Source organism: Acetobacterium bakii, assembly GCF_001263355.1.
GTDB lineage: Bacteria > Bacillota > Clostridia > Eubacteriales > Eubacteriaceae > Acetobacterium > Acetobacterium bakii.
In genome coordinates this window covers 126,897-152,552 of record NZ_LGYO01000027.1, presented here as the reverse complement: position 1 = coordinate 152,552, position 25,656 = coordinate 126,897, and the positions used below count along the sequence as shown (strand labels likewise).

Below are 25,656 nucleotides of genomic sequence, written 5' to 3'. Positions count from 1 at the left end.
CTAACTTGACCGATTTAATTCTTCCAAAATTGTCGGAATCACTTCGTAAAGATCACCGACGATACCATAGTCCGCTACTTCAAAAATCGGAGCATTTTCATTTTTGTTAATGGCGATAATATAATCTGAACTCTGCATTCCCGCCAGATGCTGAATCGCTCCGGAGATACCACAGGCAAAATAAATCTTTGGCTTAACCGTTGTACCGGTTTGTCCAACCTGATAAGAATGGTCAATCCAGCCGGCATCAACACAGGCTCTGGACGAGGCAATGGTTCCACCCAGTTTCTCAGCCAAATTTTTCAATAATTCAAAACCGTCGGGATTGCCTAATCCCATTCCGCCGGAAATAATGAATTCTGCATCAATCAGAGATGCCAATTCGCCGGTTTCTTTTACCATTTTAATTATTTTAGTTCTAATCTCATTGTCTTCAAAACTTACATCGAGCTTGATCGCCTTTCCTTTTCTTCCCGGTACATGTTCTGCTTTATCCATCACCCCAGGCCGTACGGTTGACATTTGGGGCCGGTGGTTAGGACAGATAATCGTAGCCATCAGATTGCCGCCGAATGCCGGTCGGGTCTGTCTGATTTTTTTATCTTCCGGATCTATTTCCAGCTTGGTACAGTCCGCTGTTAAACCGGTATCGCATTTTACTGCCAGACAGGGGCCTAAATCTCGGCCGATATGCGTTGCGCCAAGCAACACAATTTCAGGTTTGAATTTCTCGATTGCTTCTTTAATTACTTTGGTATAAGCATCGGTTCGGTAATTCTTTAGTTCGGGATGATCCGCAAAATAGACTTGATCTGCTCCGAAAGCAAATAGTTCATCTGTCATGCTGTCAACATTTTCCCCGCACAGCACAGCGCTCACTTCGGTCCCTATTTCAGCTGCTAATTTTCTGGCCTCGCCAAGCAGTTCAATAACCACCGGCATAATCTGACCTTCTCGTTGCTCGGCAAAGACCCAAACCCCTTTATAATCGCTTAAATCCTTTTTTACGGTTTCATCGGTTTTCTCAATTGCATCAAATGGACACTCGTCCACGCAAACGCCGCAACCGGTACATGCATCACCAATGACAGCAATTTTGTTCTCCATTACAATTGCACTAAAGGGACAACTATCGATACATTTAGAACAACCTTTACATTTTTCTGCTACTATTTTAACAGCCATATTACCATGTCCTTTCTATATTACATGTAACCCTTTTAATTTTGAAATCAAACTGGTACTCATCTCTTTAACCGTTCCGTTAAGCATCTCGCCTTTACCTTTTGAAGCTGGTGTAAAGGAACGAAATACTTGGGTTGGCGAAGCTTTTAAGCCGCAGTTTTCGGGTGACAAGTTAATATCCTCGTGTCCCCATACCGTAATTTCCTTCTTGCAGGCATTAACAATATTGGAGATGCTCATATATCGCGGTTCATTTAATTCTTTTACAGCGGTCAGCAGGCATGGTGTTGCGACTTCAATCAATTCATAGCCATCTTCCATCTGACGCTGAACAATCACTTTATCGCCCTGTAACTCAATATCCTGGACATAGGTAACAACCGGAACATCTAATCTTTGCGCTGTCTGCGAGCCCACTTGGGCGGTATCTCCGTCAATTGCCTGTCTGCCGGCAAAAATAATATCCAAATCGCCTATTTTTCTGATACCTGCGGCAAGAGTATTTGAAGTCGACCAGGTATCGGCACCGCCAAATGCGCGATCGCTTAGCAGGTAAGCATCATCGGCTCCCATTGCCAGGCATTCTCTCAGCATTTCGCTTGCTTGTGGCGGTCCCATGGTTAGGACTGAAACTGTTACATTTGGTTCGGTATCTTTTATCGCCAGGGCTGCTTCCAGCGCATTGGCATCATCTGGATTTAAGATACTGGGAACACCTTCTCTTATTAATGTTCCTTTAACCGGATCTATTTTAACTTCGTTGGTATCCGGTACCTGTTTTACACATACTAATATTTTCATACTTAACAATCTCCTCTATATCCCGATTTGTTTCCAGCTCCCATCAGTTTTACTTCTTGAGCAACTGTCCTGCGATGACTATTTGCTGGACTTGTGATGTGCCCTCGTAGATTGTAAATACTCTGCAATCCCGGTAAAGACGCTCAACCCGATAGTCTTTCATATAACCATAACCGCCATGTATTTGGACCGCTTTGGCACAAATTTCATTACAAATTTCTGAAGCGAAATATTTGGCCATGGAAGCTGCCGTGGTGGCATTCTGATTGGTATCCTTTTTGTAAGCGGCATCATAAACCAGATGTTTGGCAGCTTGCAGTTTGGTCGCCATGTCGGCAATCATAAAACTGATCCCCTGGAAATCGGCAATTCGTCTGCCAAATTGTTTTCTGTCCTTTGCATATTGAATCGACGCATCCAATGCCGCCTGAGCCACCCCAATTGACTGTGCCGCAACGCCAATACGGCCGACATCCAGGGTCTTCATAGCATTGGTGAAGCCCTGATTAAGTTCGCCCAGCATATCTGCTTTAGATACCCGAACATTTTCCAGAATGATGTCACTGGTGGCACATCCGATTAATCCCATTTTATGTTCTGGTTTGCCGCAGGAAACGCCATCCATTTTCATATCGATAATGAATGCGGTAATCCCTTTTGTCCCTCTGCTCATGTCTGTTTTTGCATAAACGACCGCATAATCTGAGAAAGGTGCCATGGTAATAAATGTTTTTCGTCCATTTAAGACATAACAGTCGCCATCTTCCACCGCCGTCGTTGTCATCCCGCCCGCATCAGAACCGGCGCCCGGCTCAGTTAATGCAAAGGCCAGAATTTTTTCGCCGGTTACCACCGGTTTTAAATATTTTTCTAATTGTTCAGCGGTTCCTGACAGTAATAATGGACCGCCGCCAAGGGAATTCGGTGAAGAAACATAAAGACTTGCCACTGCGCTTTCTCTGGCGATTTCTTCCATGACAATCGCATAACCGCGATGATCAGAGCCGGATCCGCCCAGTTCCTGGGGAATTTTAATCCCGAAGAACCCCGCTTTTCCCATTTTTTTTAAGAGTTCTGCCGGAAATATATCGGTCTCTTCAATTTTATCTAATACGTCTGATGTAAGTTCATTCTTGGCAAAATCTCTCGCCAGTTTACGAATTAACTCATGCTGTTCGTTAAAAATCATTTTTACGCTCCTCTTGAATTTTTAATAAAAGATCTTCCTTCATTGTCCTTACGTCAATCTTAAAACTGGCATTATGAGGAAACTTTTTATATATTATGATGTATTTTGGCATTTTGTAATCTGCCAGATGCTCTTTTATTAATTCCCTTATCTCTTCAACTGATGTTTTACCAGTGGGGCACTCTACACAGGCAACAATCTCCTCCTGCACGATCGACATCGGAATACCAAATACTTTTACCTGATGGACATATTCATTCAAAAGGATAATTTCTTCTATTTCTTTTGGTGAAATATTCTCACCCGATCGAATAATCAGCTCCTTGATCCTGCCGACGACATATAAATTGCCTTCACGGTCAAGATAACCAATGTCCCCAGTTTGCAGCCAGCCATCTTTAGACAACACTTTATTTGATTCAACATCATCTTTATAATAACCATGCATGACATTATAGCCGGAAATTTCTATTTTTCCCGGTTCATTTGCTGCTAATTGTTTGCCGGACTCCATGCTTACAATACGCAATTGGATATTGCTGATTTTTTTACCCACAGTTTTAGAACGCAGCTCCAGTGAATCTTCATACTTTGGAAAAGTGATACTTGGTGACGCTTCAGTCTGGCCGTATGACTGCATTAAATGTAAAATGCCTAAGTTTTCGATGATTTTCAAATAATCTTGCTGATAGACCGTTGACCCTGCAATGATTCCTGAATTCAGTGAATTCAAAGAATAATTTTCCCGCTCATTATGATGAATAATTGCTAAAAATTGAGAAGGAACAGCATTTAATACGGTACATTGATTATTATCGATCACCTCCATTATCGATTTTGTTTTACAGACTGAGTTTAAAAAAAGACTCCCGCCGTGTATTAAAGATGCCAGTAATCCAGTTGATAAACCAAAACTATGAAATAATGGTAGTGCTAGACAGAATTTATCATTCTTTGTCCATTGCATTGTTTCGACCGCTTCCCTGGCTATATTGATCAGCTGATAATTGCTCAGTAAAATTCCCTTAGGTTTACTCGTCGAGCCTGAAGTAAAAAGCATACTTGCCATATCATGGCTTTCTGCTTGATCTTCTCTGCTCTGGAGTACTATTCTATCGGATTCTGACAAGGGCGCTAATTTTGATAAACTATGAAATGATTCTCTTCCAATTGATTTGCAGGGATATGTTTTTGTGATTATTTCTGATGGGTTTCCTTTAAGGTTGTCGCCATAACATATGTAATCCACATCGCCAAACTCCATTAAATATTTGGCCTCATGGGTTACTATTTTCGGATTTATCAATACTGAAACAGCCCCAATTTTGGCAATGGCAAGATAACAGCAAATCCACGCCGGTGTATTATAACTCCATAAAGCCACGTGATCATCTTTACCAATATTATCATCAATAAGATTAATGGCAATTCTGTCTGAAATCAAATCAATATCTATCCATGAAAAAGATTCATTTTCATAGACAACTGCAATCTCGTCTTTTTTGTCTTTTAAAACCTCATAAAATTGCTCAATAATCGTTATTGATTTTAATTCCATTGCCTTATTTTAGTATTTCTTTAAATGTTTCGACAGCGGTTCTGACCTGTTCGTAGTTGGTCATCTGACGGTCAATTTCGATCAGCAATAAGGGAATGTTCTTTTCGGCACAGGCCTTCTTAATGATGACATAGTCAAATTCTTCGGGATCACAGAATTTAGTCATGACGAAAATTACGCCACGGGCCTGATATTTTGCTACCAGATCGACGGTATACTGAGCGATGGCCTTGTCGACATTAAAGAGGACTGAACAGTTATCCATCTCCGCAAACTTACCGGCCAGACTATCCAGGCTAGTTTCGGCGGGTTTGGCATCAACCTGATACTGTCTTGATTCGCCGGCGACATTATCGGCAACGATCTGCATGTTGTTATCATCAAATATTTTCAACAGATCAGCCGCATCAGCCAGAATACCGGTTGTGACAATTTTAATTTTATTGTTCGCTGTTTTTTCAGTGTTGGTCAGTTCACTGAGCAAGCCTTTTACCAATGCGGTATGTTCGGATTTTTCCAGATAGAACGCACTTTTGAAAATGGCGCTGCGATCAGCCGCCGTGATTTCCGGATAATCGCTTAAACAGTCGGACAATTGTCGCATCACGGCATTGTGTTCGTTATAGATTTCAATGGATTCTGTCAGCTTGGCATCATCGAAACTTAAACCAGTGGCTTTTTCCAAATCCGCAATCACGCGTTCATACCCGGCCTTGGTAAAGGCTTTTCCAAAGTCGGCTTTACGATTCTGGGGATAGACCATGGGAATAAAGGGAATATTCTCAACCGAAGATTTCCAGTTTTCCCCCAGACATTTTAATGAGTCACACAGTGACGGGATAATGATTGCTGAGGCACCGTCAAAATCGCCGCGGATGCCCAATTCCAATACCGACTGCATCACTGAACAGATAAACGCCGGAAAATAGGTTTTCGCTTCTTTGATTTCAATGTCAGCTCCCCAAGTGCCAAAGGGAATGATTCCCATTGCGTGGACGATTTCTTCCGGGGTGTAGACAGGGGCACAAATGACAACTTTTTTATTCTGTTCCAGATATTTTTTTAATTGTTCCTTTGGTGAGGATGCAATTTCATGAAATGCTTGTAATTTTTCTTTTAAATTCGACATCTTAGCAGCCTCCCTTTTTTGATTCCATTATTTCGGTTAAACCTTGCACGCGGGTTTCATATTGCGCTTCTGAGAAATTTCGCGGATCAGCCTGATCCCCATCAAATGCTACATGGGGGATTTCGCATTCAGCTGAGATCTGGCGACTCATTTCAGCCATGAAGCCACTCCATAATTTACACGAGCGATTGGTGTGAACCAGTAAACCTTCAACATGGTTGTCCTTGATCAGTTTCACCCGTTTATCGCGGGCATGTTCCAGGTTCATGGCATTGGGAACATTGCAGTAAGCCTTAACCATTCCCTCGAAGTCATCATAGATAAAACCAAACGCATCGGCGTAGATGGTTGTGACCATATTGATGCCACGGCTTTTCAGGCCCGTTGATGTTGCCCGCAGATACGGCCAGCAGGCGATCCCTTCGAACATGACCCGATGTTTTTCTTCCCCACGGAAGGTACTGTTTCCCGTCTGCACATTTTCTTTGTACTCTTTTTCAAGGACTTCCATGGCCTCGGCGGCTTCTTTTTTACCGCGTGCGGTTACCATGACCGCCATGTGGTTTAGCAGATCAAAGCCATTGAATGGTGAAGGCGTATGTCGCGCTTCAGCCGTTGCCGCTAACCAGGCCCGGCTGGTCCGGCCGGAATATTCCATGACTTCCTGATATTTTTCTTCGGTCCATTTTTTGCCGGTCAGTTCTTCCAGCTGTTTAATCGCATCTAGGAACTGCGCTTTGACATAGGCGACCTGGGCATCGGATACGTCATAATCCGGGTTAAACGGAATGTCAATGATGATCATTGGTATGTTTAGTTCCTTAGCCAGGTTTTCATACCATTTGATCATACAATTACAAATATTATTGCAGCATAATAAGAAATCCGGTGCTGGCATGTTTTGTTCCGGCGCATCTTTCGTTTTTGCATAGGCTAAATTGATTCTGGCATAAGCACAGATATCATTAGAATAGCCATCGTTTTCACTGATATTGCATAACCGTTCACCGCCGCCACGGGCAGCGATTCCGGCTGCCTGGTTTTCGGGATAACAGACCGACAGTCCCAATGTCTCGGGTATTTCGACCGGGAAGTTAGAAGAACACCAACCAATCAGTTCTCCACGGTCTTTTGCTGCCTGAGCATCCACATAGGCATCTGCTGCAATTTTTCCTAATTTAAACTTTGCTGAATTAGGATCGGGTACATACTTTTTCTTTACTTCATTACTCATTAAATACACCTCTCTTTTTTTACTTGTTCATAGGCACTGATGGCAGCCCCTAAAGCACCCATCATCTGTGATGTTTCGGACCACTGGATGGGAACCTTCAATTCTTTTTCTAATGCTTTTCTGACCCCGCCGTTCTGGGCGACGCCGCCACTCATAAAAACTTCTTCTTCGATACCAACGCGTTTTGCCAGCCCGGCAACCCGGCTCGCCACTGAATTGCAGATACCGGCAATGACATTTCCCACCGTTTCCCCGGACGCCAACTGAGAAATAACCTCAGATTCGGCAAAAACCGTACAGGTACTGGATATTTTGGCCGGTTTTTCTGCTAATTCAGCACTTTTTTCCAATTCATTGATGGGGATCTGGAGAATGTTGGCCATGACATCCAGAAACCGTCCGGTTCCGGCTGCGCATTTATCATTCATCATGAAGTTTTCCAGAATCCCCTTGTCGTTGATTCGCAGTACTTTGGCATCCTGGCCGCCGATATCAATGATCGTCCGCACCAGCGGGTTTTTGAACAGCACCCCTTTGGCATGACAGCTGAGCTCGCTGAGTTCGCTGTTGGCTGGTTCAAAGTTTCGGCGCCCGTATCCGGTCGCCATGACAAAATCAATCTCCGATAGAGTCAGCTGAGCTTTTTTCAAAACAACTTCCATGATTTTTCCTGCACCGATTGTGCCGATGCCGGCAACGAGGAGCTCAGACCCGATAATGTGTTCGCCATTTTCCAGCAGCACACATTTCGAGGTGGTTGAGCCAATATCAATCCCCAGTGTCCGTATTATTGTATTTCACCCTTTCCTCTCATTGAGTCAATATCTTCAGTCGTAAAACCAATACTGCTCAAGATTTCATTGGTGTCGCCACCATAGGTCGGTCCTTTTTTATAGTCCGGTAAACCAGCATTTTCAAACATTACCGGTGTTCTGGTCATAACTTTTGGACCTGACGGATAATCCAATTTTTCAAAAATATCGCTTTCCCAGGCCTGTGGATCTTCAATAATCTGTTCCCATGTCTGACAAATTTCAAAACAGAGGTCGGCTTCATCAAACATTTTTGTGCATTCTTCCAAGGTTTTTTCCTTGATTGCGTCAAAGATGATGCGATTCAGCTCCTGGGGATTTTGAGAAACATGTGCCAGCGTATCGTATCGTTCGTCTTTGGCCAATTCGGGTTGACCGATGACAGCGCTGAATCTGCCAATCGAGCGGTTATAATCCGGCAGCGCCAACTGCACCCAGATCTCGTCTTTGGTAATGTAGGTTGACTGCAGCGGATTCAGCATATCTTCACGGCTGATCGGGTAACGGTTTCCGTACTGAGCGGAATGGATGACGATGGCCAGACCGTAAACTGCCGCATGGAATAGGCTGACGGTTACTTTCTCGCCTTTTCCAGTTTTCAAAGCATGGATATAGGAAGCCAGCAGACCGGTTGCCAGATACATCCCGCAGGCGTGATCACCAAAACCAGGGACAATATTTACCGGTGACGTTCCTTTTTCATATAAGGTTCCGCTATAGCCCCCTCTGGCCGCGAAAGCAGTAAAATCAAATCCCGGTTTATCTTTTAATGGACCTTTCGCGCCATAGCCTAAAACTTGGCCAAATACCAGTTCCGGTTTGTTTTTAGAAAGGGTTTCATAGTCAATACCCAGTTTCACTAAGGCTTGACTTCTTAGATTGGTTACAAAAATATCGGCTTCATTCAGGAGCTTCATGAAAATTTCCATGCCCTTTGCGCTTTTGAGATTCAAAGCAATGCCTTGTTTGTTGGCGTTTTCAAAGTCAAATGCCAGGCTTTCATCCTGATCCAAAGGCATTTTGTTCCCCGGTCCAACATAACGGATGGGGTCTCCTCCAATGGATTCAATTTTTATAACCTGCGCGCCCCAATCGGCCATCGCTCGTGTTGCCGCTGGTGCCGCAATAAAAGTAGCCAGTTCTAAAACCTTAACACCTTCTAATAATTTTAATCCCATAATTCCTCCTCATTAACTTAACTCATCGACTTGTATACTTGTCTACTTGTCAACAAGTTCAAATTTGTGTCATCTTAACATATTTTTGAGTCACTGTAAACATTTAATTTTAAATATATTTATATCTTCCCTACCCCTCCGATACGCTGATTCTTTCCAGGTTTCCCTTAGTTACTAAAAAATGATTGCCAATGAATTTGGAAAACGGTATAATATTCTTTTAAAACACATCTAAACTATGTGACTTTTTTACTGATCGTATCTGAAGGAGAACTACTTGATGAATATTAACAATGGAAAATTTTTAACGGCCGAAGAGGTCTATCAAGATTTATTTAAAAAGATAGAAACGCTTGTCTATATGCCCGGTGAACGCATCAGCGAACATGATCTGTGTGAGGTTTATGGTATCTCACGACACATTCTCCGCAATGCGATCACCCAGCTCAAAACCCTTGAACTAGTTACGGTCTACCCCCAACGGGGCACCTATGTCAGTTTAATTGACATGAAACGGGTGGAAGACATCCTATTTATTCGCGAGTCCGTTGAGCAGGAGGCCTTGCATCGGATCATGCACTTTTCGGACACAACAGAACTCATCAGAAAACTGGAAGAAAATATTAGTGTCCAGAAGAAAATCATCAATCATGAAATCTCCATTGATCGCTTCAATGAAGCGGATACTGCCTTTCACCGTAATCTAATGGATGCGGTGGGCAGAGGCAATGTGCTGAGTCTTCTGAAAGATGAATACGTCCATGTCAAGCGCTGGAAAAATTTCGAACTCAGAGATCAAGAACGATTTGAACAAATCATTCGGGATCATCAATTGATTATTGATGCCGTGAGGGAAAAGCATCCGGTTGCGGGACGGAAAGCCCTTCATCAGCATCTTGACACTGTTACCAATTTGAAAAACGTTTATATAGATATATCACCGGAATATTTTATCCTCCCCTAAGCATCCTGCCTCAAAACGATTTTACCGGCTTATGCTGAGCTGAATATTCTGTTTCACTTTCAATTAACCCCATTTCTCAGTTAAGCAATTAAAAAAACGATAAAAATCCGAAAAATTTCTTCGGATTTTTATCGTTTTTTCGCTTCATGGCGTTAAGAAATATTATCTTATTTTTACTACAAACTTGAGTCTTGTGAATACTTTTCACAAGCTGTAATGATATTGTTCATTGGTCAATTCCCGCCTTAGCATGCCTTTAAAAAAAAGATGCTCTAAATGAGCTGAGGCTTCTCCCACCGCAAACACTTTCTGAATTGGCGGAAATGCATTCCAGTTATCTGCTTTTACTGACCATGCCATTTTTGTGGCAGTGTCATATGCCGTAGTAATTTTAAGTCTGTTCACAATTTCCAAGACCTCTTCAAGCCTTTCCTCATGATGTTCGATTAATTCATTAATTCTGGAATAACAATTACCAATAGCCGATCGATGGGCAGAAAATGTATATTTTACTGGCATTTCTCTGATTTTTTCCAGACTTTTGAGATACGCGCCCAATGAATCTTCATTTTCCAACCATGAAGTAATATTGGGTGTTATATCAAAAATAATATGATCTCCGGAAAAAAGAATTTCCTGCTTTTTCTCGTATAAACATAAATGTCCAGGGCTATGCCCCGGTGTAATGATGCATTCAAGTTTATAATTACCCAATGCAATGACATCGCCATCCTTTAAAAGCGTGTAATTAACTGGCTTTAACGGCATATACATCACATCGGAATCACTTATTTTTTTGATGTTTTTTTCGCCATCAGGAAACCCTAATGCATTGGCTTTTTTAACACTATTTCTTGAATCTACTAAACCAATGAGGATGTTTTTATCGATTTCGCTGATAAATATTTTTGATTTATCCGAAGCGATTACTGAAGCCAAGCCCGAATGATCCCAATGAAAATGAGTAATAAAAATATCTGTTCTTTCCATATCAATGTCTAATTCTTTTAAGCCTGCGGTAAGGGCTTCATAGCAAATTTGATTATTGAATCCTGTATCAATCAAAAGATTTCTTTCATTCCCCTTGATCACATAACAATTTATATTTTTTAATGGGCTTTTGGGAATTGGAATGCTAATTACAAAGATATCTTTTAATAGTTCCTCGATCATTTTGTTTCCTTTCAGGGTCTAATTTCCAATATTCTATAAAATAATTATATCATATTAGTATTGCTAAAATAAGATACTTTTGGGAATTTTAACGATTTAATTCATAGGATTAGTTTCTCAGATACTCTTCGAAAGTGATGTCTTTTTCAAAGATGGCTGTGGCCGCGTCCGTTCCCACTGTGCTGCTGTTTGCCTCGTCCGAAACGGTGTTAAAAAAAGTGTTCCAAAAAATTCCAAAAGCTAGACTTAGCACAATAATACTTACCAGAAACAGGATAATAATCATTATATAAAATCTTTTTTTGTTTTTAATCCGCATTTTGTTTCTCCATTCACTAGTTATTATCAAGGACTGTATGTGTAACCCATGTTGTTAATTGAAATCATATTGTCACCCAGGGGCTCGCAGTTGATGTTTAAGGTGCTGGGCAGTGAATAGCCGGTCATAATACATGAGCACCAGCTCAGCACATTCATTTTTCAGACTTTTCTCCTTAACCTAAATCTGTTTAATTCAACAAAAGTCCGGTTATAAAAAGGCCTGCCAGTATTAAAAACACCGCAACCGACTGTTTTTTTGATTCCTCATGCTGTTCAATACGCTTTGCATTTTCCTTTTCCGATAAATCACACAATATCTCTTCGAAACTCACCGAGCGCTGGTATGGCTTAACCGCAAGTGATTTTGTGAGGATGTCATAGATCTGACACGATGTCGTTTCTTTTAAATTTTTCTCCATAATCGTATAGCTGTCCATTGGATTACTCTTCATATTTTCCGGTTTGGTCCCGGTGGTCAGATAATACATGGTGGCTCCGAATCCATAAATATCAGATTGAACCGTGCCCTGTTTTTTAGTAAAACGTTCCGGTGCTGTGTAGGATAGGGTGCCAATGACTTTTTTATCCGCTTCATCGCTATCATTTTTTTTACGGGCCAGGCCAAAATCGATGATTTTTATTTCGCAGTCGTGGGACAGCATAATATTATCCGGTTTGATGTCCCGATGAATCAGACCCTGTCCGTGAAGATAATTAAGGGTTGACGCAATGCTTTCCATCCACACTTTTATGTATGATTCATTAATTTTTCCGCATTTTCTGATGATCGCACTTAAAGGTTCCCCGCGGATGTATTCCAAAACCATATACACATAGGATTCATCCTGGGTCACTTCGATGATTTTGGGAATCCCCGGATGGTCCAGACGCTTCATGACCTCGGATTCGCTCATATAGTCGATCCTATTGCCGTAGGCTTCTTTATCCAGTACTTTTAAGGCGTACTCCTCTGTTTCATTGCTTCGAACGTGAAAAACACATCCCATTCCCCCATTCCTCAGCATCTTTAAAATAGTGTAGCGGCTGCCAAAAACACTCTTTATTTTTTCTTCCATTTGGGCAATCTTCTCTTTTTTCATTTCAATCCGTTTGCCTCCTCTGAAATACCATTGGCTTCTATATACCCACCAATTCATTCATAAAAAGTGCTATTTATGTTTTTTTGATTATTTTTCACAATATTTCAGCTAAGTTGCACAAAACGTCCTGGGGACAATGGTAAATCGTTGTGTGCTGCAAGATCGGACAGACTGCTGCCTATTTTTTCGCCCTTAATATGCAAAATCAGAACTGGACGGAGATCTGTTCCTATTGTATAATGAAGCTTATTCGACATTGCAAATGGATGTTTCAGGCAACTTTCGCAACTTATCCTCAATTTACGCGCATTATGGACTGTCAGTGAAACATCTTCACTGGTAAAATATGTATCTTTTTGCATTTATCATCTGATTTTACTCAATTTGTCCTTAGGAAAGGAGACCGCTCTTGCGCAAACGCACAATACTGTTTATCATTATTATTCTGATGCTGCCCTTTTGGGGAGGATGCTCTGATCAACGTTCGGAACTCCAGGAGGAGGCCAAAAACGGTCTTCTTAATTTAGGTCAGGACAATTTGAAAAATGACGTGATCTCTTTAGACGGCGAATGGAAATTTTACTGGAATCAGCTTCTGGAACCCGGGGAATTGGAACAAGGTTCCATGAACAGCTATGTCAATTTTCCATCCTCTTGGACCAAATACAGTACGGCTGACGAAAAAATTTCCGGGTATGGCTATGCCACCTATGGGCTGAGTTTTATATCCGCGGAAAATGAAATCCTGGCTCTGAAAATTCCTAAGGTGCGCACCGCCTATAAGCTTTGGGTCAATGACGATTTAATCGCATCTGCCGGAGAAGTGGGACAAACCAGAGACACCATGGTTCCCCAATATTTGCCTCAGGTTACTTCTTTCCAAGCCCGGCAGGGTGAAAATGAGATCGTTATGCAGATCTCCAATTTTTACCGGCCCAGCGGAGGACTGCTTAACAGCATCCAGCTAGGCGATGAAGCTCAGCTCCTTGGTTTGCGCTATAACGGCATTGCCTACGAGCTTTTCCTATTCGGAGCTTTGATGATGATGGGCATCTACCATCTGGCTTTATTTTTCTTTCGCAGAAAGGATCCCGCCCCGCTGTTCTTTGGACTCTTTTGCATTCTGGTGGCGGTCAGAACCCTGCTGATTGGCGAAACCTTCTTTTTCACGCTTTTCCCTGGCTTTGACTTTGAAACCGCCTATAAGATACAAACCCTTACGTACTATTTAGGAGTACCCTTGATCCTGATGTTTTTCAGGGCGATTTTACCTGAATATTTCCATCCAAGGATCATCAGACTCACTCAATTTATGGCAGGTGCCTATTTAGTGGTGGTTCTTTTCACGCCAACCTGGGTGTATTCGGTTATCAATCCCCTGTACCAGATTTGGAGCCTTTTGATGATTTGCTATCTGTTTACCCGGCTTGTGAAAATAACCCGGCATCGGAAAAAAGACAGTTGGCTTATTATTCTTGGTGGTTTGGCTTTAATATTGACCTGCATCATGGATATTATCACCCTCAGTGGCTGGATCAACGAGAGCTGGCCGACCCTTTTGAAAATAATCTTTCAGGGGGATAACAATAGTTCCACCGGCCAATTGATCTTTGCTATTGCCTATTCATTTTTGCTGGCAAAGAACTTCTCAGAATCCATGGAATACAAAACCTCGATGGGTGAAAAGCTGACCGAAATGAATAATCAGCTGGATCAGCTGGTGGTTCAGCGGACAGAAGCCCTAACCGCATCCAATGAAAAAGTGGCGCAGCAAAACCTTGAATTGGAAAGAATTAATCAGGATCTGCAAAGAATTTCACTGAAAGATCCGCTGACCGGTTTATGGAACCGCCGTAAATATAATGAAACCATCCCTTTGGAATGGCTTCGCTGCTTACGCCATGAACAACCAATGGCGTTGCAGTTTATTGATGTTGATTATTTTAAAAATTACAACGATCAGTATGGCCATATGGCCGGTGATGAATGCCTCATTCGAATTTCAGAAACCCTGAAAACTTCCCTGCCCCGTTCAACGGATATGGCCGTCCGCTACGGCGGCGAAGAATTTATCGTATTTTTAGCGGATACCCGAAAAGAAGAGGCCATGAATATTGCCCAGATGCTGTTAAAAAGCATTGAGGCACTTGCCATTCCCCACAAAGGATCGCTGGTGAAGGATTGCGTCACCGTCAGCATCGGAGTATCCTGCATGACTCCCGATGTTAATACCACCTATGAAGATCTCGTCAATGTTGCGGACAAAGCCCTGTACCATGCGAAGTCTGATGGTAGAAATCAAGTAAAATATCTGGAAGCATAGCTTGTTGCCGCCGGGATCGTTCAAAAAAACTACTGCAGAAAAAAAGAATCGATAGAATAGACACAAAAATGTCTGTTCAAATCGATTCTTTTCTTATTTTAATCAGATATTCCATAATACTGCATTTTACCATTCTCAGCTTACAGCAAAGGTGCCGCTATTCTTAAAATAGATTGTCCCAGTTTTTTAAGGAATGATTTCTTTTTCCAATTCGAATATAAAATCTCTCGGCTTACGCCAATGATATTTAGCACATCTTCTTTAATCACCATTACTGTATCAGAATTATGAACCCAAGTTCCATACTCATAATTCCAGGCCAGACTTCGATAATCCATGTTAATGGATCCCACAATGGATACCGCATCATCGGTGACCAGCACCTTTCCGTGGAGGAACCCCGGGGTATATTCGTAAATTCTCACACCCTCTGCCAGTAAATCCCCATAAAATGCCCGGGTTGTTGCATACACTATTTTTTGATCCGGTATTCCCGGGGTGATAATCCGGACATCCACACCGCTTCGTGCCGCCAATAAAATACAGTTGGTGAGATCCGTATCTAAAATGAGATATGGGGTGGTAATATAAATATATTTTTTAGCATTGGCAAAAATATTCATGTAGGTGTTTTCAATTGGACTTCGTTCGTTGATCGGACCGTCACAAAACGGCATCACAAATTCATCCGATTTCGGACTTTCTTTGGTGGCCCGGTAATCTCCCAAAACGGTCTTCTCTCCGGTTACATATTCCCAGAGATTGAGAAAAATGGTTGTCATACTATAAACGGCATCGCCTTCAATGCGAAGGGCCATATCCTTCCAATGCCCATGGACTTCGATTTCATTAATGTATTCATCGCCAATATTGATACCACCGGCAATGGCCACATTTCCGTCCACAATGGTCATTTTTCGATGGTCACGAAAGCTGATAAAGCGATAAAGGGATGCGGACAAGGGATTAAACGGCACGCATCTGATCTTGTGCTCTTCACAGGTTTTGAAGAAATTCTTGGGCATGGTTGTCATACTCCCTCCGGCATCAACCATCATGCGCACGTCAACCCCGGCTTCCGCCTTCCGATACAGAGCATTCATTAGTTCATCATACATTTTCCCAGGAGTCACAATAAAATACTCCAGAAAAATAAATTTTTCGGCTTCATTAATGGCGTCAAGGTTGGCCTGATGCATGATCTCGCCCAGTTTCAGATACTCGGTTTTCGTGTTCTTCCAAACCGGCAGATCTGCCAGACGTTTGACTAAATCGACTTCTTTTTTAATACCGAGATCCATGATTGAATTATACACGACAGGATTCTGACCAAGCTCAGCAAAGGTGTTTTGATGAATCTCATCCAAACGCACCAGATTTTTTTTAGATATTCGCCGGTCGCCCCAAAGCAGGTAGAGCAGAATGCCCACAAATGGAAAAATCAACACAAAAATAATCCAGGATATTTTATAAGATGCGGATAGTTTTCGATAGATAATATGAAGTGCCACGATAATGGCAACGGCCTCAATGATCCAGTATCCTGCCAGCAGACGTTCCCTGAATATATAAATCAATATCCCGAAAATGATGAGTTGAATCAGAATTAACACCACATTGACAATAAATCTGGTATGACTTTGAAAATTTTTCATAGATTCTCTCCTTTGTTCTCACTTAACGCCTGGATTTTCATCCAGGTGCCTCCTGGTTCACTGCCGGCGATTAAAACTTTCTTACTGATTATCATATTTCAGTCCTCCATTCATACAAAAGCAAGTTTACTCTATTCATACCAAATAAATGAAATAACAAACAAAAAAAATACAATTATGTTGTGCTGAACCCTTCTTTTTAATCAACTTTCTCCCATTCAAAATCCATAGTCGCTTAAACCACAACACACCCCCTAACGGTTTTTTAAAACCATTAGGGGGTGTGTCTTTTTACTGGAGTATAGAATCGCAGGGATTCTCGGACTTCTCCGCGGATAATCCCGAATAAATGGATAGAATGTGTTTGATTTCCAGTGAAATATCCTGGAGGGAGCACTTCAGATCGCCCCGGAGCCAGACCTGATACAGATTAATAATGCCGCCGGACATAAAATGCAGGTGAATGGAAAATTCCGGTGTTTTTTTGATATGCTCGGGAATGTCACTGTCTGTTTCCATCTGCCGGATAAAGATTTCTTTGAGTTTGACTAGAAAGGCTTCGGATTTGCTGGCATTCATTAGGATGCGGTAATATTCCAGATCCTCCTCAAGCCAATCCGCGATTTTCGATAACAGCGGCAGCGGATCCTGTAAAAAGTGGCGATAGTGGAATTCATCCAGAAATCCCATGACCTTGGCAATGATCTCATTACCAATCTGCTCCATAAGATCCCGAATATCCTGGTAGTGGGCATAAAAGGTGCCACGGTTAATATCGGCCCGGGTAATAATGTCTGTCACCGTGATTTTTTCCACATCCTTTTCCTGGATCAATTCCAGGAATGCCTCTCGGATGAGCCGGCGTGAACGGATGGCACTTTTGTATTCTGCTTTTTCTCCCATGGCTAACACTCCTTAAATTTGCAATATCAGACAAACCATCATCGATTGTACGATTTTGTACACAAACTGCAAATCTGATGATTGTATTGAAACATAAAGATGATTATAATACAGATCGATGCAAAATTCAATATGTGTTCCATTTTGCATTTATGTTTAATTTTACACTTAATTACTTATAGGTAATTACAAAACTGCCGTGAGCTTCGCTGCCAGTTTCGCAATTACCTACTAATCACTTTAAAAGGGAGAACTTCATGCAGAAAATACTCAAATACCGTTATATTGTATTGGCCATATGGATTGTCATCACCGTTCTATTTGCCATTAACCAGCCAGACCTGAAACAGATTATCAATCAAAGGGGCGAAGCCACCATCTCCGACAGCGAACCTTCGGTTATCGCTTCGGAAATGCTCAATAAAATGGGAACCTCCAAAGGGGATTCCCTGTTGCTGGTTTTTAATGACGAAAATCAGCTTTCGGATGATGCCATGAAGGATGTTGAGGACGGCATCAATCACCTCAATGAAAACAGAGCGCAGCTCCAGATCACTAATATCATCGATCCTTTTGCTACCCCCGAAGCAAAGGATCAATTGATTTCAGCAGACAATACCACCCTTATCATCCCGGTGTCCTTTGAAAAGGAGTCACGGGACAGCCAAACCGTTATTAAAGATTTTGACTTAGCCCTTGAGGATGTGGCGGTGACCCACTATCTCACCGGATCCACGGCCATTGGCAATGACTATGTCACCGACGTGGCCAAGGGGGTTGAAAAAAGCGGGGCCATCACCATCTGCTTTATCCTCGTTGTTTTAATCCTCATGTTCCGGTCGGTTGTTACCCCCATTGTCAGTCTCTTATCCGTGGGAGTTGCCTATCTATGCTCTATGGGGATCATCGGCATTCTGGTTACCCGGTTTAATTTTTCGGTAACCAGTTTTACCCAGATGTTCATTATTCTGGTGTTATTCGGCATCGGAACAGATTATCATATTCTGTTGTTTAACCGATTCAAGGAAGAGCTTGCCCATGGGCTTTCCATTGATGCCGCCATTCTAAAAAGCTTTCAAACCGCCGGGAAAACCATTTTTTACAGCGGTTTGACGGTTTTTATGGGTTTTGCCAGCTTGACCTTTGTGCAATTTCCGGTGTATCGGTCCGCCAATGCGGTTGCCATCGGAATTGGCGTGCTGTTAATCGAAATGCTCACCCTGACCCCGCTACTCATGAAAATTCTGGGCAAAAAACTATTCTGGCCTTCAAAAAATACAACCGGGCATAAGGACAGCCGGTTCTGGGGAAAAGCGGCCTCGATTTCAGTCAGGTACCCGATCCGCTCGTTGCTGCTGGTTGCGCTGGTGTTGGCCCCGGTGATTCTATTCAGTCCCACCCCGTTATCCTTTGACAATATTAAAGATTTAAGTCCCAATGATCCCTCTGTGCAAGGCTTTAACCTGGTTGCGGATAAATTCGGAGCAGGACAGGTCATGCAGACCACCATCGTCATCGAAAATAACGATGCTATGAATAATAACGAAGATCTGGGCGTTATCGATGATTTAACTGAAAAACTCAAAGGCGTTGAGGGCGTCAAAGCGGTTGCGGGACCCACCCAGCCAAAGGGCGCCATGATTGCAGATTTGTATACCAATACCCAGACCAAAACCGTTGTTAACGGGCTTTCCGCCACCAGCGATGGGGTTAATAAAGTAAACGACGGACTGGGGATCATATCCAGCAGCCTGGTCTCCCCGGATTTTTCACCGGTACTGGAATTGTCCCAGGGCACTGGATCGCTTAAAAACGGCATCGATGCCGTGACCCTTGGCCTTGATGCCATTGACCAGGGCATTGAGGCCGGGGCCAACGGCGCGGACCGTCTGGCCGGGGGAATCGTTCAGCTCAGAGATGGTGTATCCGGTATCAATGGAGGCCTGACCGCCATTTCGTCAAAGCTTGGGGAAATCAACGATGGATACGTGACGCTTGGCGAAGGCTACGCTTCCCTGGCCACATCGACGGAACAGTTGAATCAACTCACTGCCATGATGCAGGTCAACATTAATAATCTTGATGCCAAGCTCCCCAATGATCCGGATGTGGCAGCTCTGACCGAGTTAACCGCGACTCTCTCCAGTTCATTGGAAAGTCTTAATTCAGCCATGAATTCGGCTAATGGGAACTATGATGCCCTGACAAATGGTCTTGCCCAGGTGAATGGCGGACTCCAGACCCTCATCGACGCTACCGGCACCCAATCCCCGCTGGTTATGGGCATCAATGATCTGGAAACCGGGGCAACCGCCCTTTCGGATGGCTTAAACCAGGGCAGTGCCGGCCAGGAGCTGGTAATTGCCAGCATGGCCAAACTGAGCAGTGGTGCGGCGGAAATCAAAACCGGCCAGGAAAGCCTGTATGGAGGACTCACCACGCTGAGCAGCGGCATGTCCCAGTTAAAAGACGGTATCGGCCAAAGCAGCAGCGGTTTAACCTCGATTTCAGACGGAATTAATAAAAGCGGTAATTTTCTCACCGAGCTGACCAGCACCAAAAGCTTTTATATTCCCGATGAAGTGCTAAACGGCGAAGATATTAATAAAATGCTGGATCCCTATATGTCAACGGACCGAAAAATCACTAAGCTGACAGTAACCCTGGCTTCGGAGCCCTATGCCGAGGATTCCATTGCGCTGATCGGTACACTTAACACCACCGTTCAAAACCACTTGGCGGGCACTGCCCTATCCGATGCCACATTCGGAGTTGCCGGCGCCACGTCCAGTTCATATGATATGAAAAATGTTGCCACCCATGACATTGTTTTTACCCAGATCATCGTCTTGATGGCCATTTTCATCCTACTGATCGGGGTCACAAAATCCGTCCGGATTCCGATATTCATTGTCGGATCTCTGCTGATTGCCTACTATACCGCCTTGGCAGCAACGGCGTTCATTTCGAAATTCCTATTCAGCAGTGCTGCGGCGGGCTTATCCTGGAATGTACCATTCTTTTCCTTTGTGATGATTGCGGCTCTGGGCGTTGATTACAGCATCTTCCTCATGGATCGCTACCGGGAATATCCGGAGCTGCCACCCAAGGAAGCGATTGTCCTAGCGGCCCGAAACATCGGCGGCGTAGTGATCTCGGCCGCGGTAATTCTGGCCGGAACCTTTGCGACCCTGTATCCATCCAATATCGTTATCCTGATGGAGCTGGCCATTTGCGTGGTCATCGGTTTATTTCTGCTGGCATTTGTGCTGCTGCCGGTGGTCATTCCGGCGCTGATTGCCCTAACTGATAATCTGTTGGCAAAAGAAAACCCAGTGGCTTTAGCTGTTAAAAATAAACCCCAATAGGATCAAGCTCCCTGATTGAGCAGCATCAATAATCGGGACCCCGCCCCAGTATTTTTCATTTTAACAGGGTATAATTGCGGCAACCATTAATCTATTTAAACTAAAACAAAAGAGGCCGTTGCAAAATGCAACAGGCCTCTTAAAGATTCTTTTTTCTTGCTTATCTTCCCCATCGCATTTATTGACTTCTATTTGAAGTCTTACCTGCCGAGGCCCTGATATTTCGCCTTAAATTTCATTTTCACAACCTTGCTTTTTTCGCATTTCAAATCTTGAAATGAAAACTGCCGCAACCATACTGATAAAAAACAGGATGAAAGCTGAATAAAAATAAATTGATGCCAGTCCGGTGTTCTGCATTACCACAGCATACACACTGGTTCCTACAGCGCCACCGACAAACATATTAAATGATGCCAAGGACATGGCGGTTCCTCGCATTTTAGGCAGTTTTTCCTGGACCGCTGTTATCAATGTCGATTGCAGGAAGATAAAGGCGATCCCGAAACCAAATAAGGCCAGGGATAAGACCCACACATTGGTAAATGCCGACAGACTCAAAAGTGATATACTGCCGATCACACCTGCCGAAACGAGAAACCCGTTTTTTAATTTTTTTCTAAGCCGAGGGGCGATTCGCCCGCCAATAACTGTGCCTATTCCGAACAGAGACAAAATCAAACCTACCATCACGAGATTGGAACCGGTAGCCTCCTGAATCAGCTTCCCGGAGTAGGTAAAGCTGCCAAAGACGCTAAATCCCACAAAGAAAATAACTAGAACCAGCCGCATAAACCGGTAATTGGTCAAGGGCTCCTTGTAAGCCTTAATAAAGTTGAGCTGATCGACAACCGGCTGATCCCGTTCGAGTGTTTTTAACATAATAACTGCCATAATTAATTCCGCGATGCCATATACCAGATAAACCAGGCGCCAGGATCCAAAGTAAGCCAAGGTTCCGCCAATAATAGTAGCGGTGGCCCCACCGAGGAACATCAGCCCCATAACCTTGGCAATTGCCTTTTGACGATTTTGATCATCAAAACTCTGGCCTACCAGGGCCAGGGTTACCGGGAAAATCCCCGCTCCAAAGGCGCCGTTCATGGCCCGAAAGAAGATCAGTGATGGCAGATTAAAGGCAAAAGCGCCCAGCATACTGAAGACCGCGGTTCCGATGGCGGCAATATTGATAATCTTAACCTTGCCATATCGATCCGAAAGCGGTCCGAATATTAAGGTAAACACACCAAAGGCAAGCATGTAGGCGGTAACCGACATCGCTGCCACACTGACTGTTAAATTCAAGTCACTGGCGATGTTGATAATCAGGGGTGCTGCTGCATAATTATCGCCGTTGGCTAAAAATGCCATTAAACCAAGAATCATAATCATTTTATTCTTGTTTTTCATTTTTTAATCTCCTAATATTTTCTGAATTTCATAATTTAGATGTTCGATGATTGCAACATTGATTCAAAAGGTTTTCATTATCGATATGTCTGCTTTTATCTAATACAAGCTGAGGATAATCACTGAGATTGTCCAGGATACTTTTAATAGTCCGGTTTAAGATCGGATTATCTATTTTTAGTTTGTAAAAAACAAACCGTTCTTTTCTCTCCGATTTGACTAAATTCAAATCCCTCAATTTCCCTAGATTTTTAGATATCTTCGGCTGAGAAACTGCTAAAATATCACTCAATTCACAAACACATAACTCCTTTTGTGCAAGCAGAACGATGATGCGAAGTCGTGTTTCATCGGATAAAATTTTATATATTGTGATTAGCTGTTCCATTCTCTATTCCTTTCTTAATTTAATCCACTTACACATTCCTTTATGTGCATATGTATATAATATGCTTCGTTTCGATTATTGTCAAGTTAATCTATATAAAATCAATGGTTACTTATATTATCCTCACTATCTGTTGACAGTGAATAATAATCAGATAATGTTATTGCTGTTCTCCATAAACAGGGGTTGACTCCGGAAGGACCACAATCACGACTTCGGTTTCGTCCTGATTTCTCAGCCGCGGCAAGAGATTAATGGCGGCAATCTTCACTGTACATGATCCCGACAGTTGTTCATACAACCTGAGCCTTCATTACCGAGTATGACAAATTTTCAATGATATCCTCCAAAATAGCTAATCTTTTTCTAAGTTATGACGATTGTTAATAAGTACATTAAAATTTAAAGGAGAAAAAAATGAAAATCACAAAGGCTCTGTTATTATCACTTGCTGTTGTATTTTGTATTTTAGCTGTGACCAGTTGCAGCACTGAGAAAAAAGAAGATGCGGCTCAGACGGAAACTTCCACGGCTATCCAACCAACGGATTACAGCCAGGGTGAACACTGGTTAACCGTGCCTACGGAACTTGACAAAGACGTGGATGTTTTTTACCTCTATCCATCAGCCTGGGCAAAAGTGAATGCAACCGACCCGATTGTCTGCGACATTGACAATCCGGTGATGCTAACCCAGTCAAAACTAGCTTTTAACCGACAGGCCACTGCCTTTTCGGACACTGCCAATATATATGCCCCCTACTATCGCCAGGATGACGCCGGATCAACCCTGCAGATGTCCGTTGGCGAACAACAGGATATTGTCAAGGGCATTCCTCTCACCGATGCCATGGCCGCCTTTGACTACTACATCAAAAATTACAACAATGGCCGGCCCTTTATTTTAGCCAGTCATTCCCAGGGTTCCAATGTGATGATCTATATCCTGTCGGAATATATGAAGGAACATCCTGAGGTTAATGACCGCATGATCGCCGCCTATGTCATTGGCTATTCCGTCACCGATGATTATCTGGCACAGAATCCGCACCTTAAATTCGCTACCGGCGCCGGTGACACCGGGGTTATTATTTCTTACAACACCCAGGCGCCAACCATTGAAGGCACCGATGGCGTGGTTACCCCCGGCGCCAAGGCCATCAACCCGATTAGCTGGACCACCGATGAAACCCTGGCACCTGCTTCCGCAAGTCTGGGTTCCATTCAATTGAATCCCGATGGCACCGTGGTTACGAATCCCGATGGTACCTTTAAGGTTCTGGCCAACTATGCCGATGCCCAAGTTAATACCGCCAAGGGCGTGATCATTTGCAGCACCGCTGATGTGGCGACGCTTGCTCCGGGAAGTGCCATGTTCGGTAAAGGAGTTTTTCATAGCTTTGATTTTCCCTTCTACTACTATGATATTCAGGCCAACGCTGCGCTGCGAGCTCAGAATTACCTGAAGGAACATAAATAACAGGTTTGCTTCAGTAATCGTCCTGGGGACAATGGTAAATCGTTGTCTGCTGCATGATCGTACAGGCTGTCGCCTGTTCGCCATGATGCAGACAACTGATGTTACCATTATCCCCAGGACTTACTTTATTATTTTGTCCGCCGTACCGACAATTGTTAATCAGTTGTCGGTACGGCTTTTTTTTTATTAAACGGTCTTTGGAACAATGTAAAAAAGGACTGAGTTCAGATATCGAACTCAGTCCTTTAAATTGCTCATAATATTGTCGGTTCTTTTAAATGGTCTTCCCTTACCTATCTATTCGCTTTTCTTTGGAAGGCAGCCAGATGGCTTTCTGATGCTGCTTTCAGTGACTCAAATATGGTGCGTACATCGGCTGGAAGATCTTCTTCCAGAAAACTGTCATACATTGCGATATTTTTTATTTCCGCTTCCACACCGACTACATAGCTTTCCTTCAGTGAACCTGGCAGAACCACATGGGAATCTGCGTCATTTATGGGAATTGCAATCCCGTTGGTTTCAAATAATGGAATCAGTGAACTGATATGTTTTGTTTCCGCCTTGATGATGCTTGAAAATGGTTTAACTTGACCATAAATATTGAGAATTTCGGAATATTCGGCTTCCGCTGCATATTCATCCTGAATGGCATAAGTCAACATTTCATTCAAAGTGAGACTTTCATCTGCCAGGGCACTTGCTGATCCGTATGGAGTTTCAGCAGCCATGGCAATACCGGTTGTTCCAAATAATGTTAATATTAATGTGACGGTCGTTAATAATCGTTTCATTTTTTATCTCCTTTTTATTCGATTAGTTAGAAAACTATCAGCGCTGTTTCCTATTATGGAATCATTATAATATGGGTTTGTGTCAATTTCATGTCAACATTCTAATTCATGATATTTTGAGTTTAATTAATCGTTAATCAATATATATATATTGACAAACGATATATAAGACGATATACTAGGATTAGTTATTGATTGTGAGGTGTTCAATGAAAGGCGCAAAAATAAATTTTTTAAAAGTGGCTATTGTTATTATTGGTGTCACTATTCTCTTGCTATGTGTATTCGGGTTGCCGTGGTTGGCTGAATATTCGACAGAGATAAATCCGGAGTATGGTTATTTGAAATATCCAATTCTTATTTGGATCTATATCACGACCATCCCCTTTTTTGTTGCGTTATTTGAAGGATTTAAACTATTAAAGTATATTGAAAGTGAAAATGCTTTTTCTGAATTAGGTGTAGAATCATTAAACCATATTAAACAGTGTGGGATTGGGATAATCATATTATATGGGATCGGCCTTGTGATTCTTGGATTTCAGAATGTTTTACATCCCACAATGTTGATTATCGCAGCAACCATCATTTTTGCGGCACTATCGATATCACTTTTTGCGGCAGTTCTTCAGGAACTGCTAAAAACTGCACTTGAAATCAAATCCGAAAATGATTTAACAGTGTGAGGTGAA

Annotated in this window: 23 protein-coding genes; 5 read left to right on the top strand and 18 right to left on the bottom strand. The window is 42.7% G+C overall.

What is annotated here, in order from left to right; translation table 11 throughout:
* From AKG39_RS11610 to AKG39_RS11575, 8 genes are read right to left on the bottom strand one after another with little or no spacing between them, the layout of a single operon-like run.
* Window positions 1-1,185 (bottom strand): FAD-binding protein, encoded by a 1,185-nt coding sequence (locus AKG39_RS11610; protein ID WP_050740564.1) that lies wholly within the window; start codon window positions 1,183-1,185, stop codon window positions 1-3.
* Between the two features lie 15 nt (window positions 1,186-1,200).
* Window positions 1,201-1,986 (bottom strand): electron transfer flavoprotein subunit beta, encoded by a 786-nt coding sequence (etfB, locus tag AKG39_RS11605; RefSeq protein WP_050740563.1) that lies wholly within the window; start codon window positions 1,984-1,986, stop codon window positions 1,201-1,203.
* 49 nt (window positions 1,987-2,035) lie between these two features.
* Window positions 2,036-3,175: an acyl-CoA dehydrogenase family protein gene (locus tag AKG39_RS11600; protein WP_050740562.1), complete on the bottom strand. Its 1,140-nt coding sequence runs from the start codon at window positions 3,173-3,175 to the stop codon at window positions 2,036-2,038.
* Window positions 3,165-4,733, bottom strand: a complete 1,569-nt coding sequence (locus AKG39_RS11595; protein ID WP_050740561.1) for a class I adenylate-forming enzyme family protein — start codon at window positions 4,731-4,733, stop codon at window positions 3,165-3,167. Before AKG39_RS11595 ends, AKG39_RS11600 begins: the two co-directional genes overlap by 11 nt.
* A 4-nt stretch (window positions 4,734-4,737) precedes the next feature.
* The gene (locus tag AKG39_RS11590) at window positions 4,738-5,862 is read right to left on the bottom strand and encodes a 2-hydroxyacyl-CoA dehydratase subunit D (protein WP_050740560.1); all 1,125 of its coding nucleotides are present in this window, start codon (window positions 5,860-5,862) and stop codon (window positions 4,738-4,740) included.
* Between the two features lies 1 nt (window position 5,863).
* A complete protein-coding gene (locus AKG39_RS11585) occupies window positions 5,864-7,096 on the bottom strand; it encodes a 2-hydroxyacyl-CoA dehydratase subunit D (RefSeq protein WP_050740559.1) in 1,233 nt (410 codons plus the stop codon).
* Window positions 7,096-7,884, bottom strand: a complete 789-nt coding sequence (locus AKG39_RS11580; protein ID WP_050740558.1) for an acyl-CoA dehydratase activase — start codon at window positions 7,882-7,884, stop codon at window positions 7,096-7,098. The genes AKG39_RS11585 and AKG39_RS11580 overlap by 1 nt, the downstream gene beginning before the upstream one ends.
* Window positions 7,884-9,086, bottom strand: coding sequence for a CaiB/BaiF CoA transferase family protein (locus tag AKG39_RS11575; protein ID WP_050740557.1), 1,203 nt, complete (start codon window positions 9,084-9,086; stop codon window positions 7,884-7,886). Before AKG39_RS11575 ends, AKG39_RS11580 begins: the two co-directional genes overlap by 1 nt.
* Before the next feature lie 280 nt (window positions 9,087-9,366).
* On the opposite strand from AKG39_RS11575, the gene AKG39_RS11570 reads away from it, so the two are divergent.
* Window positions 9,367-10,050 (top strand): GntR family transcriptional regulator, encoded by a 684-nt coding sequence (locus tag AKG39_RS11570; RefSeq protein ID WP_050740556.1) that lies wholly within the window; start codon window positions 9,367-9,369, stop codon window positions 10,048-10,050.
* 204 nt (window positions 10,051-10,254) lie between these two features.
* On the opposite strand, the gene AKG39_RS11565 is transcribed toward AKG39_RS11570, so the two are convergent.
* From AKG39_RS11565 to AKG39_RS11555, 4 genes are all read right to left on the bottom strand, one after another.
* Window positions 10,255-11,223: an MBL fold metallo-hydrolase gene (locus AKG39_RS11565; RefSeq protein WP_050740555.1), complete on the bottom strand. Its 969-nt coding sequence runs from the start codon at window positions 11,221-11,223 to the stop codon at window positions 10,255-10,257.
* Between the two features lie 109 nt (window positions 11,224-11,332).
* Entirely contained in the window at window positions 11,333-11,542 is a 210-nt protein-coding gene (locus AKG39_RS11560) for a hypothetical protein (RefSeq protein ID WP_050740554.1), read from the bottom strand.
* A gap of 26 nt (window positions 11,543-11,568) precedes the next feature.
* Complete coding sequence (locus AKG39_RS20705; protein WP_278277935.1) at window positions 11,569-11,700, bottom strand: hypothetical protein; 132 nt, start codon at window positions 11,698-11,700, stop codon at window positions 11,569-11,571.
* A gap of 32 nt (window positions 11,701-11,732) precedes the next feature.
* Window positions 11,733-12,644, bottom strand: coding sequence for a serine/threonine-protein kinase (locus AKG39_RS11555; RefSeq protein WP_050740553.1), 912 nt, complete (start codon window positions 12,642-12,644; stop codon window positions 11,733-11,735).
* Window positions 12,645-13,053: 409 nt separating this feature from the next.
* Here AKG39_RS11555 and AKG39_RS11550 point away from each other — a divergent pair, with 409 nt between their 5' ends.
* Entirely contained in the window at window positions 13,054-14,967 is a 1,914-nt protein-coding gene (locus tag AKG39_RS11550; protein ID WP_050740552.1) for a sensor domain-containing diguanylate cyclase, read from the top strand.
* A gap of 140 nt (window positions 14,968-15,107) precedes the next feature.
* Here the strand turns inward: AKG39_RS11550 and cls are convergent, their stop codons facing one another.
* Together cls and AKG39_RS11540 are read right to left on the bottom strand one after the other, a co-directional pair.
* Window positions 15,108-16,622 (bottom strand): cardiolipin synthase, encoded by a 1,515-nt coding sequence (cls, locus tag AKG39_RS11545; RefSeq protein WP_050740551.1) that lies wholly within the window; start codon window positions 16,620-16,622, stop codon window positions 15,108-15,110.
* A 291-nt stretch (window positions 16,623-16,913) separates the two neighbouring features.
* On the bottom strand, window positions 16,914-17,525 hold the full coding sequence (locus AKG39_RS11540) for a TetR/AcrR family transcriptional regulator (protein WP_050740550.1): 612 nt from the start codon (window positions 17,523-17,525) through the stop codon (window positions 16,914-16,916).
* A 257-nt stretch (window positions 17,526-17,782) separates the two neighbouring features.
* On the opposite strand from AKG39_RS11540, the gene AKG39_RS11535 reads away from it, so the two are divergent.
* Window positions 17,783-20,893, top strand: a complete 3,111-nt coding sequence (locus AKG39_RS11535; protein WP_050740549.1) for an MMPL family transporter — start codon at window positions 17,783-17,785, stop codon at window positions 20,891-20,893.
* A gap of 228 nt (window positions 20,894-21,121) precedes the next feature.
* On the opposite strand, the gene AKG39_RS11530 is transcribed toward AKG39_RS11535, so the two are convergent.
* From AKG39_RS11530 to AKG39_RS20060, 3 genes are all read right to left on the bottom strand, one after another.
* On the bottom strand, window positions 21,122-22,303 hold the full coding sequence (locus AKG39_RS11530) for an MFS transporter (RefSeq protein ID WP_050740548.1): 1,182 nt from the start codon (window positions 22,301-22,303) through the stop codon (window positions 21,122-21,124).
* Between the two features lie 28 nt (window positions 22,304-22,331).
* Window positions 22,332-22,691: an ArsR/SmtB family transcription factor gene (locus tag AKG39_RS11525; RefSeq protein WP_050740547.1), complete on the bottom strand. Its 360-nt coding sequence runs from the start codon at window positions 22,689-22,691 to the stop codon at window positions 22,332-22,334.
* A gap of 160 nt (window positions 22,692-22,851) precedes the next feature.
* A complete protein-coding gene (locus AKG39_RS20060) occupies window positions 22,852-22,992 on the bottom strand; it encodes a hypothetical protein (RefSeq protein ID WP_160316175.1) in 141 nt (46 codons plus the stop codon).
* A 116-nt stretch (window positions 22,993-23,108) separates the two neighbouring features.
* Between AKG39_RS20060 and AKG39_RS11520 the strand changes: the two genes are divergently transcribed.
* Window positions 23,109-24,170 (top strand): DUF3089 domain-containing protein, encoded by a 1,062-nt coding sequence (locus AKG39_RS11520; protein WP_050740546.1) that lies wholly within the window; start codon window positions 23,109-23,111, stop codon window positions 24,168-24,170.
* A 293-nt stretch (window positions 24,171-24,463) separates the two neighbouring features.
* Here AKG39_RS11520 and AKG39_RS11515 read toward each other — a convergent pair whose 3' ends face one another.
* Window positions 24,464-24,964, bottom strand: coding sequence for a ferritin-like domain-containing protein (locus AKG39_RS11515; protein WP_050740545.1), 501 nt, complete (start codon window positions 24,962-24,964; stop codon window positions 24,464-24,466).
* Between the two features lie 209 nt (window positions 24,965-25,173).
* Here AKG39_RS11515 and AKG39_RS11510 point away from each other — a divergent pair, with 209 nt between their 5' ends.
* Window positions 25,174-25,650: a DUF2975 domain-containing protein gene (locus tag AKG39_RS11510; RefSeq protein ID WP_050740544.1), complete on the top strand. Its 477-nt coding sequence runs from the start codon at window positions 25,174-25,176 to the stop codon at window positions 25,648-25,650.
* Window positions 25,651-25,656 lie beyond the last annotated feature (6 nt).

Coding starts and splice junctions, on each gene's coding strand:
- AKG39_RS11610 (WP_050740564.1), bottom strand. CDS start 1,185: ATGGCTGTTAAAATAGTAGCAGAAAAATGTAAAGGTTGTTCTAAATGT.
- etfB (WP_050740563.1), bottom strand. CDS start 1,986: ATGAAAATATTAGTATGTGTAAAACAGGTACCGGATACCAACGAAGTT.
- AKG39_RS11600 (WP_050740562.1), bottom strand. CDS start 3,175: ATGATTTTTAACGAACAGCATGAGTTAATTCGTAAACTGGCGAGAGAT.
- AKG39_RS11595 (WP_050740561.1), bottom strand. CDS start 4,733: ATGGAATTAAAATCAATAACGATTATTGAGCAATTTTATGAGGTTTTA.
- AKG39_RS11590 (WP_050740560.1), bottom strand. CDS start 5,862: ATGTCGAATTTAAAAGAAAAATTACAAGCATTTCATGAAATTGCATCC.
- AKG39_RS11585 (WP_050740559.1), bottom strand. CDS start 7,096: ATGAGTAATGAAGTAAAGAAAAAGTATGTACCCGATCCTAATTCAGCA.
- AKG39_RS11575 (WP_050740557.1), bottom strand. CDS start 9,086: ATGGGATTAAAATTATTAGAAGGTGTTAAGGTTTTAGAACTGGCTACT.
- AKG39_RS11570 (WP_050740556.1), top strand. CDS start 9,367: ATGAATATTAACAATGGAAAATTTTTAACGGCCGAAGAGGTCTATCAA.
- AKG39_RS11565 (WP_050740555.1), bottom strand. CDS start 11,223: ATGATCGAGGAACTATTAAAAGATATCTTTGTAATTAGCATTCCAATT.
- AKG39_RS11560 (WP_050740554.1), bottom strand. CDS start 11,542: ATGCGGATTAAAAACAAAAAAAGATTTTATATAATGATTATTATCCTG.
- AKG39_RS20705 (WP_278277935.1), bottom strand. CDS start 11,700: ATGAATGTGCTGAGCTGGTGCTCATGTATTATGACCGGCTATTCACTG.
- AKG39_RS11555 (WP_050740553.1), bottom strand. CDS start 12,644: ATGAAAAAAGAGAAGATTGCCCAAATGGAAGAAAAAATAAAGAGTGTT.
- cls (WP_050740551.1), bottom strand. CDS start 16,622: ATGAAAAATTTTCAAAGTCATACCAGATTTATTGTCAATGTGGTGTTA.
- AKG39_RS11540 (WP_050740550.1), bottom strand. CDS start 17,525: ATGGGAGAAAAAGCAGAATACAAAAGTGCCATCCGTTCACGCCGGCTC.
- AKG39_RS11535 (WP_050740549.1), top strand. CDS start 17,783: ATGCAGAAAATACTCAAATACCGTTATATTGTATTGGCCATATGGATT.
- AKG39_RS11530 (WP_050740548.1), bottom strand. CDS start 22,303: ATGAAAAACAAGAATAAAATGATTATGATTCTTGGTTTAATGGCATTT.
- AKG39_RS11525 (WP_050740547.1), bottom strand. CDS start 22,691: ATGGAACAGCTAATCACAATATATAAAATTTTATCCGATGAAACACGA.
- AKG39_RS11520 (WP_050740546.1), top strand. CDS start 23,109: ATGAAAATCACAAAGGCTCTGTTATTATCACTTGCTGTTGTATTTTGT.
- AKG39_RS11515 (WP_050740545.1), bottom strand. CDS start 24,964: ATGAAACGATTATTAACGACCGTCACATTAATATTAACATTATTTGGA.
- AKG39_RS11510 (WP_050740544.1), top strand. CDS start 25,174: ATGAAAGGCGCAAAAATAAATTTTTTAAAAGTGGCTATTGTTATTATT.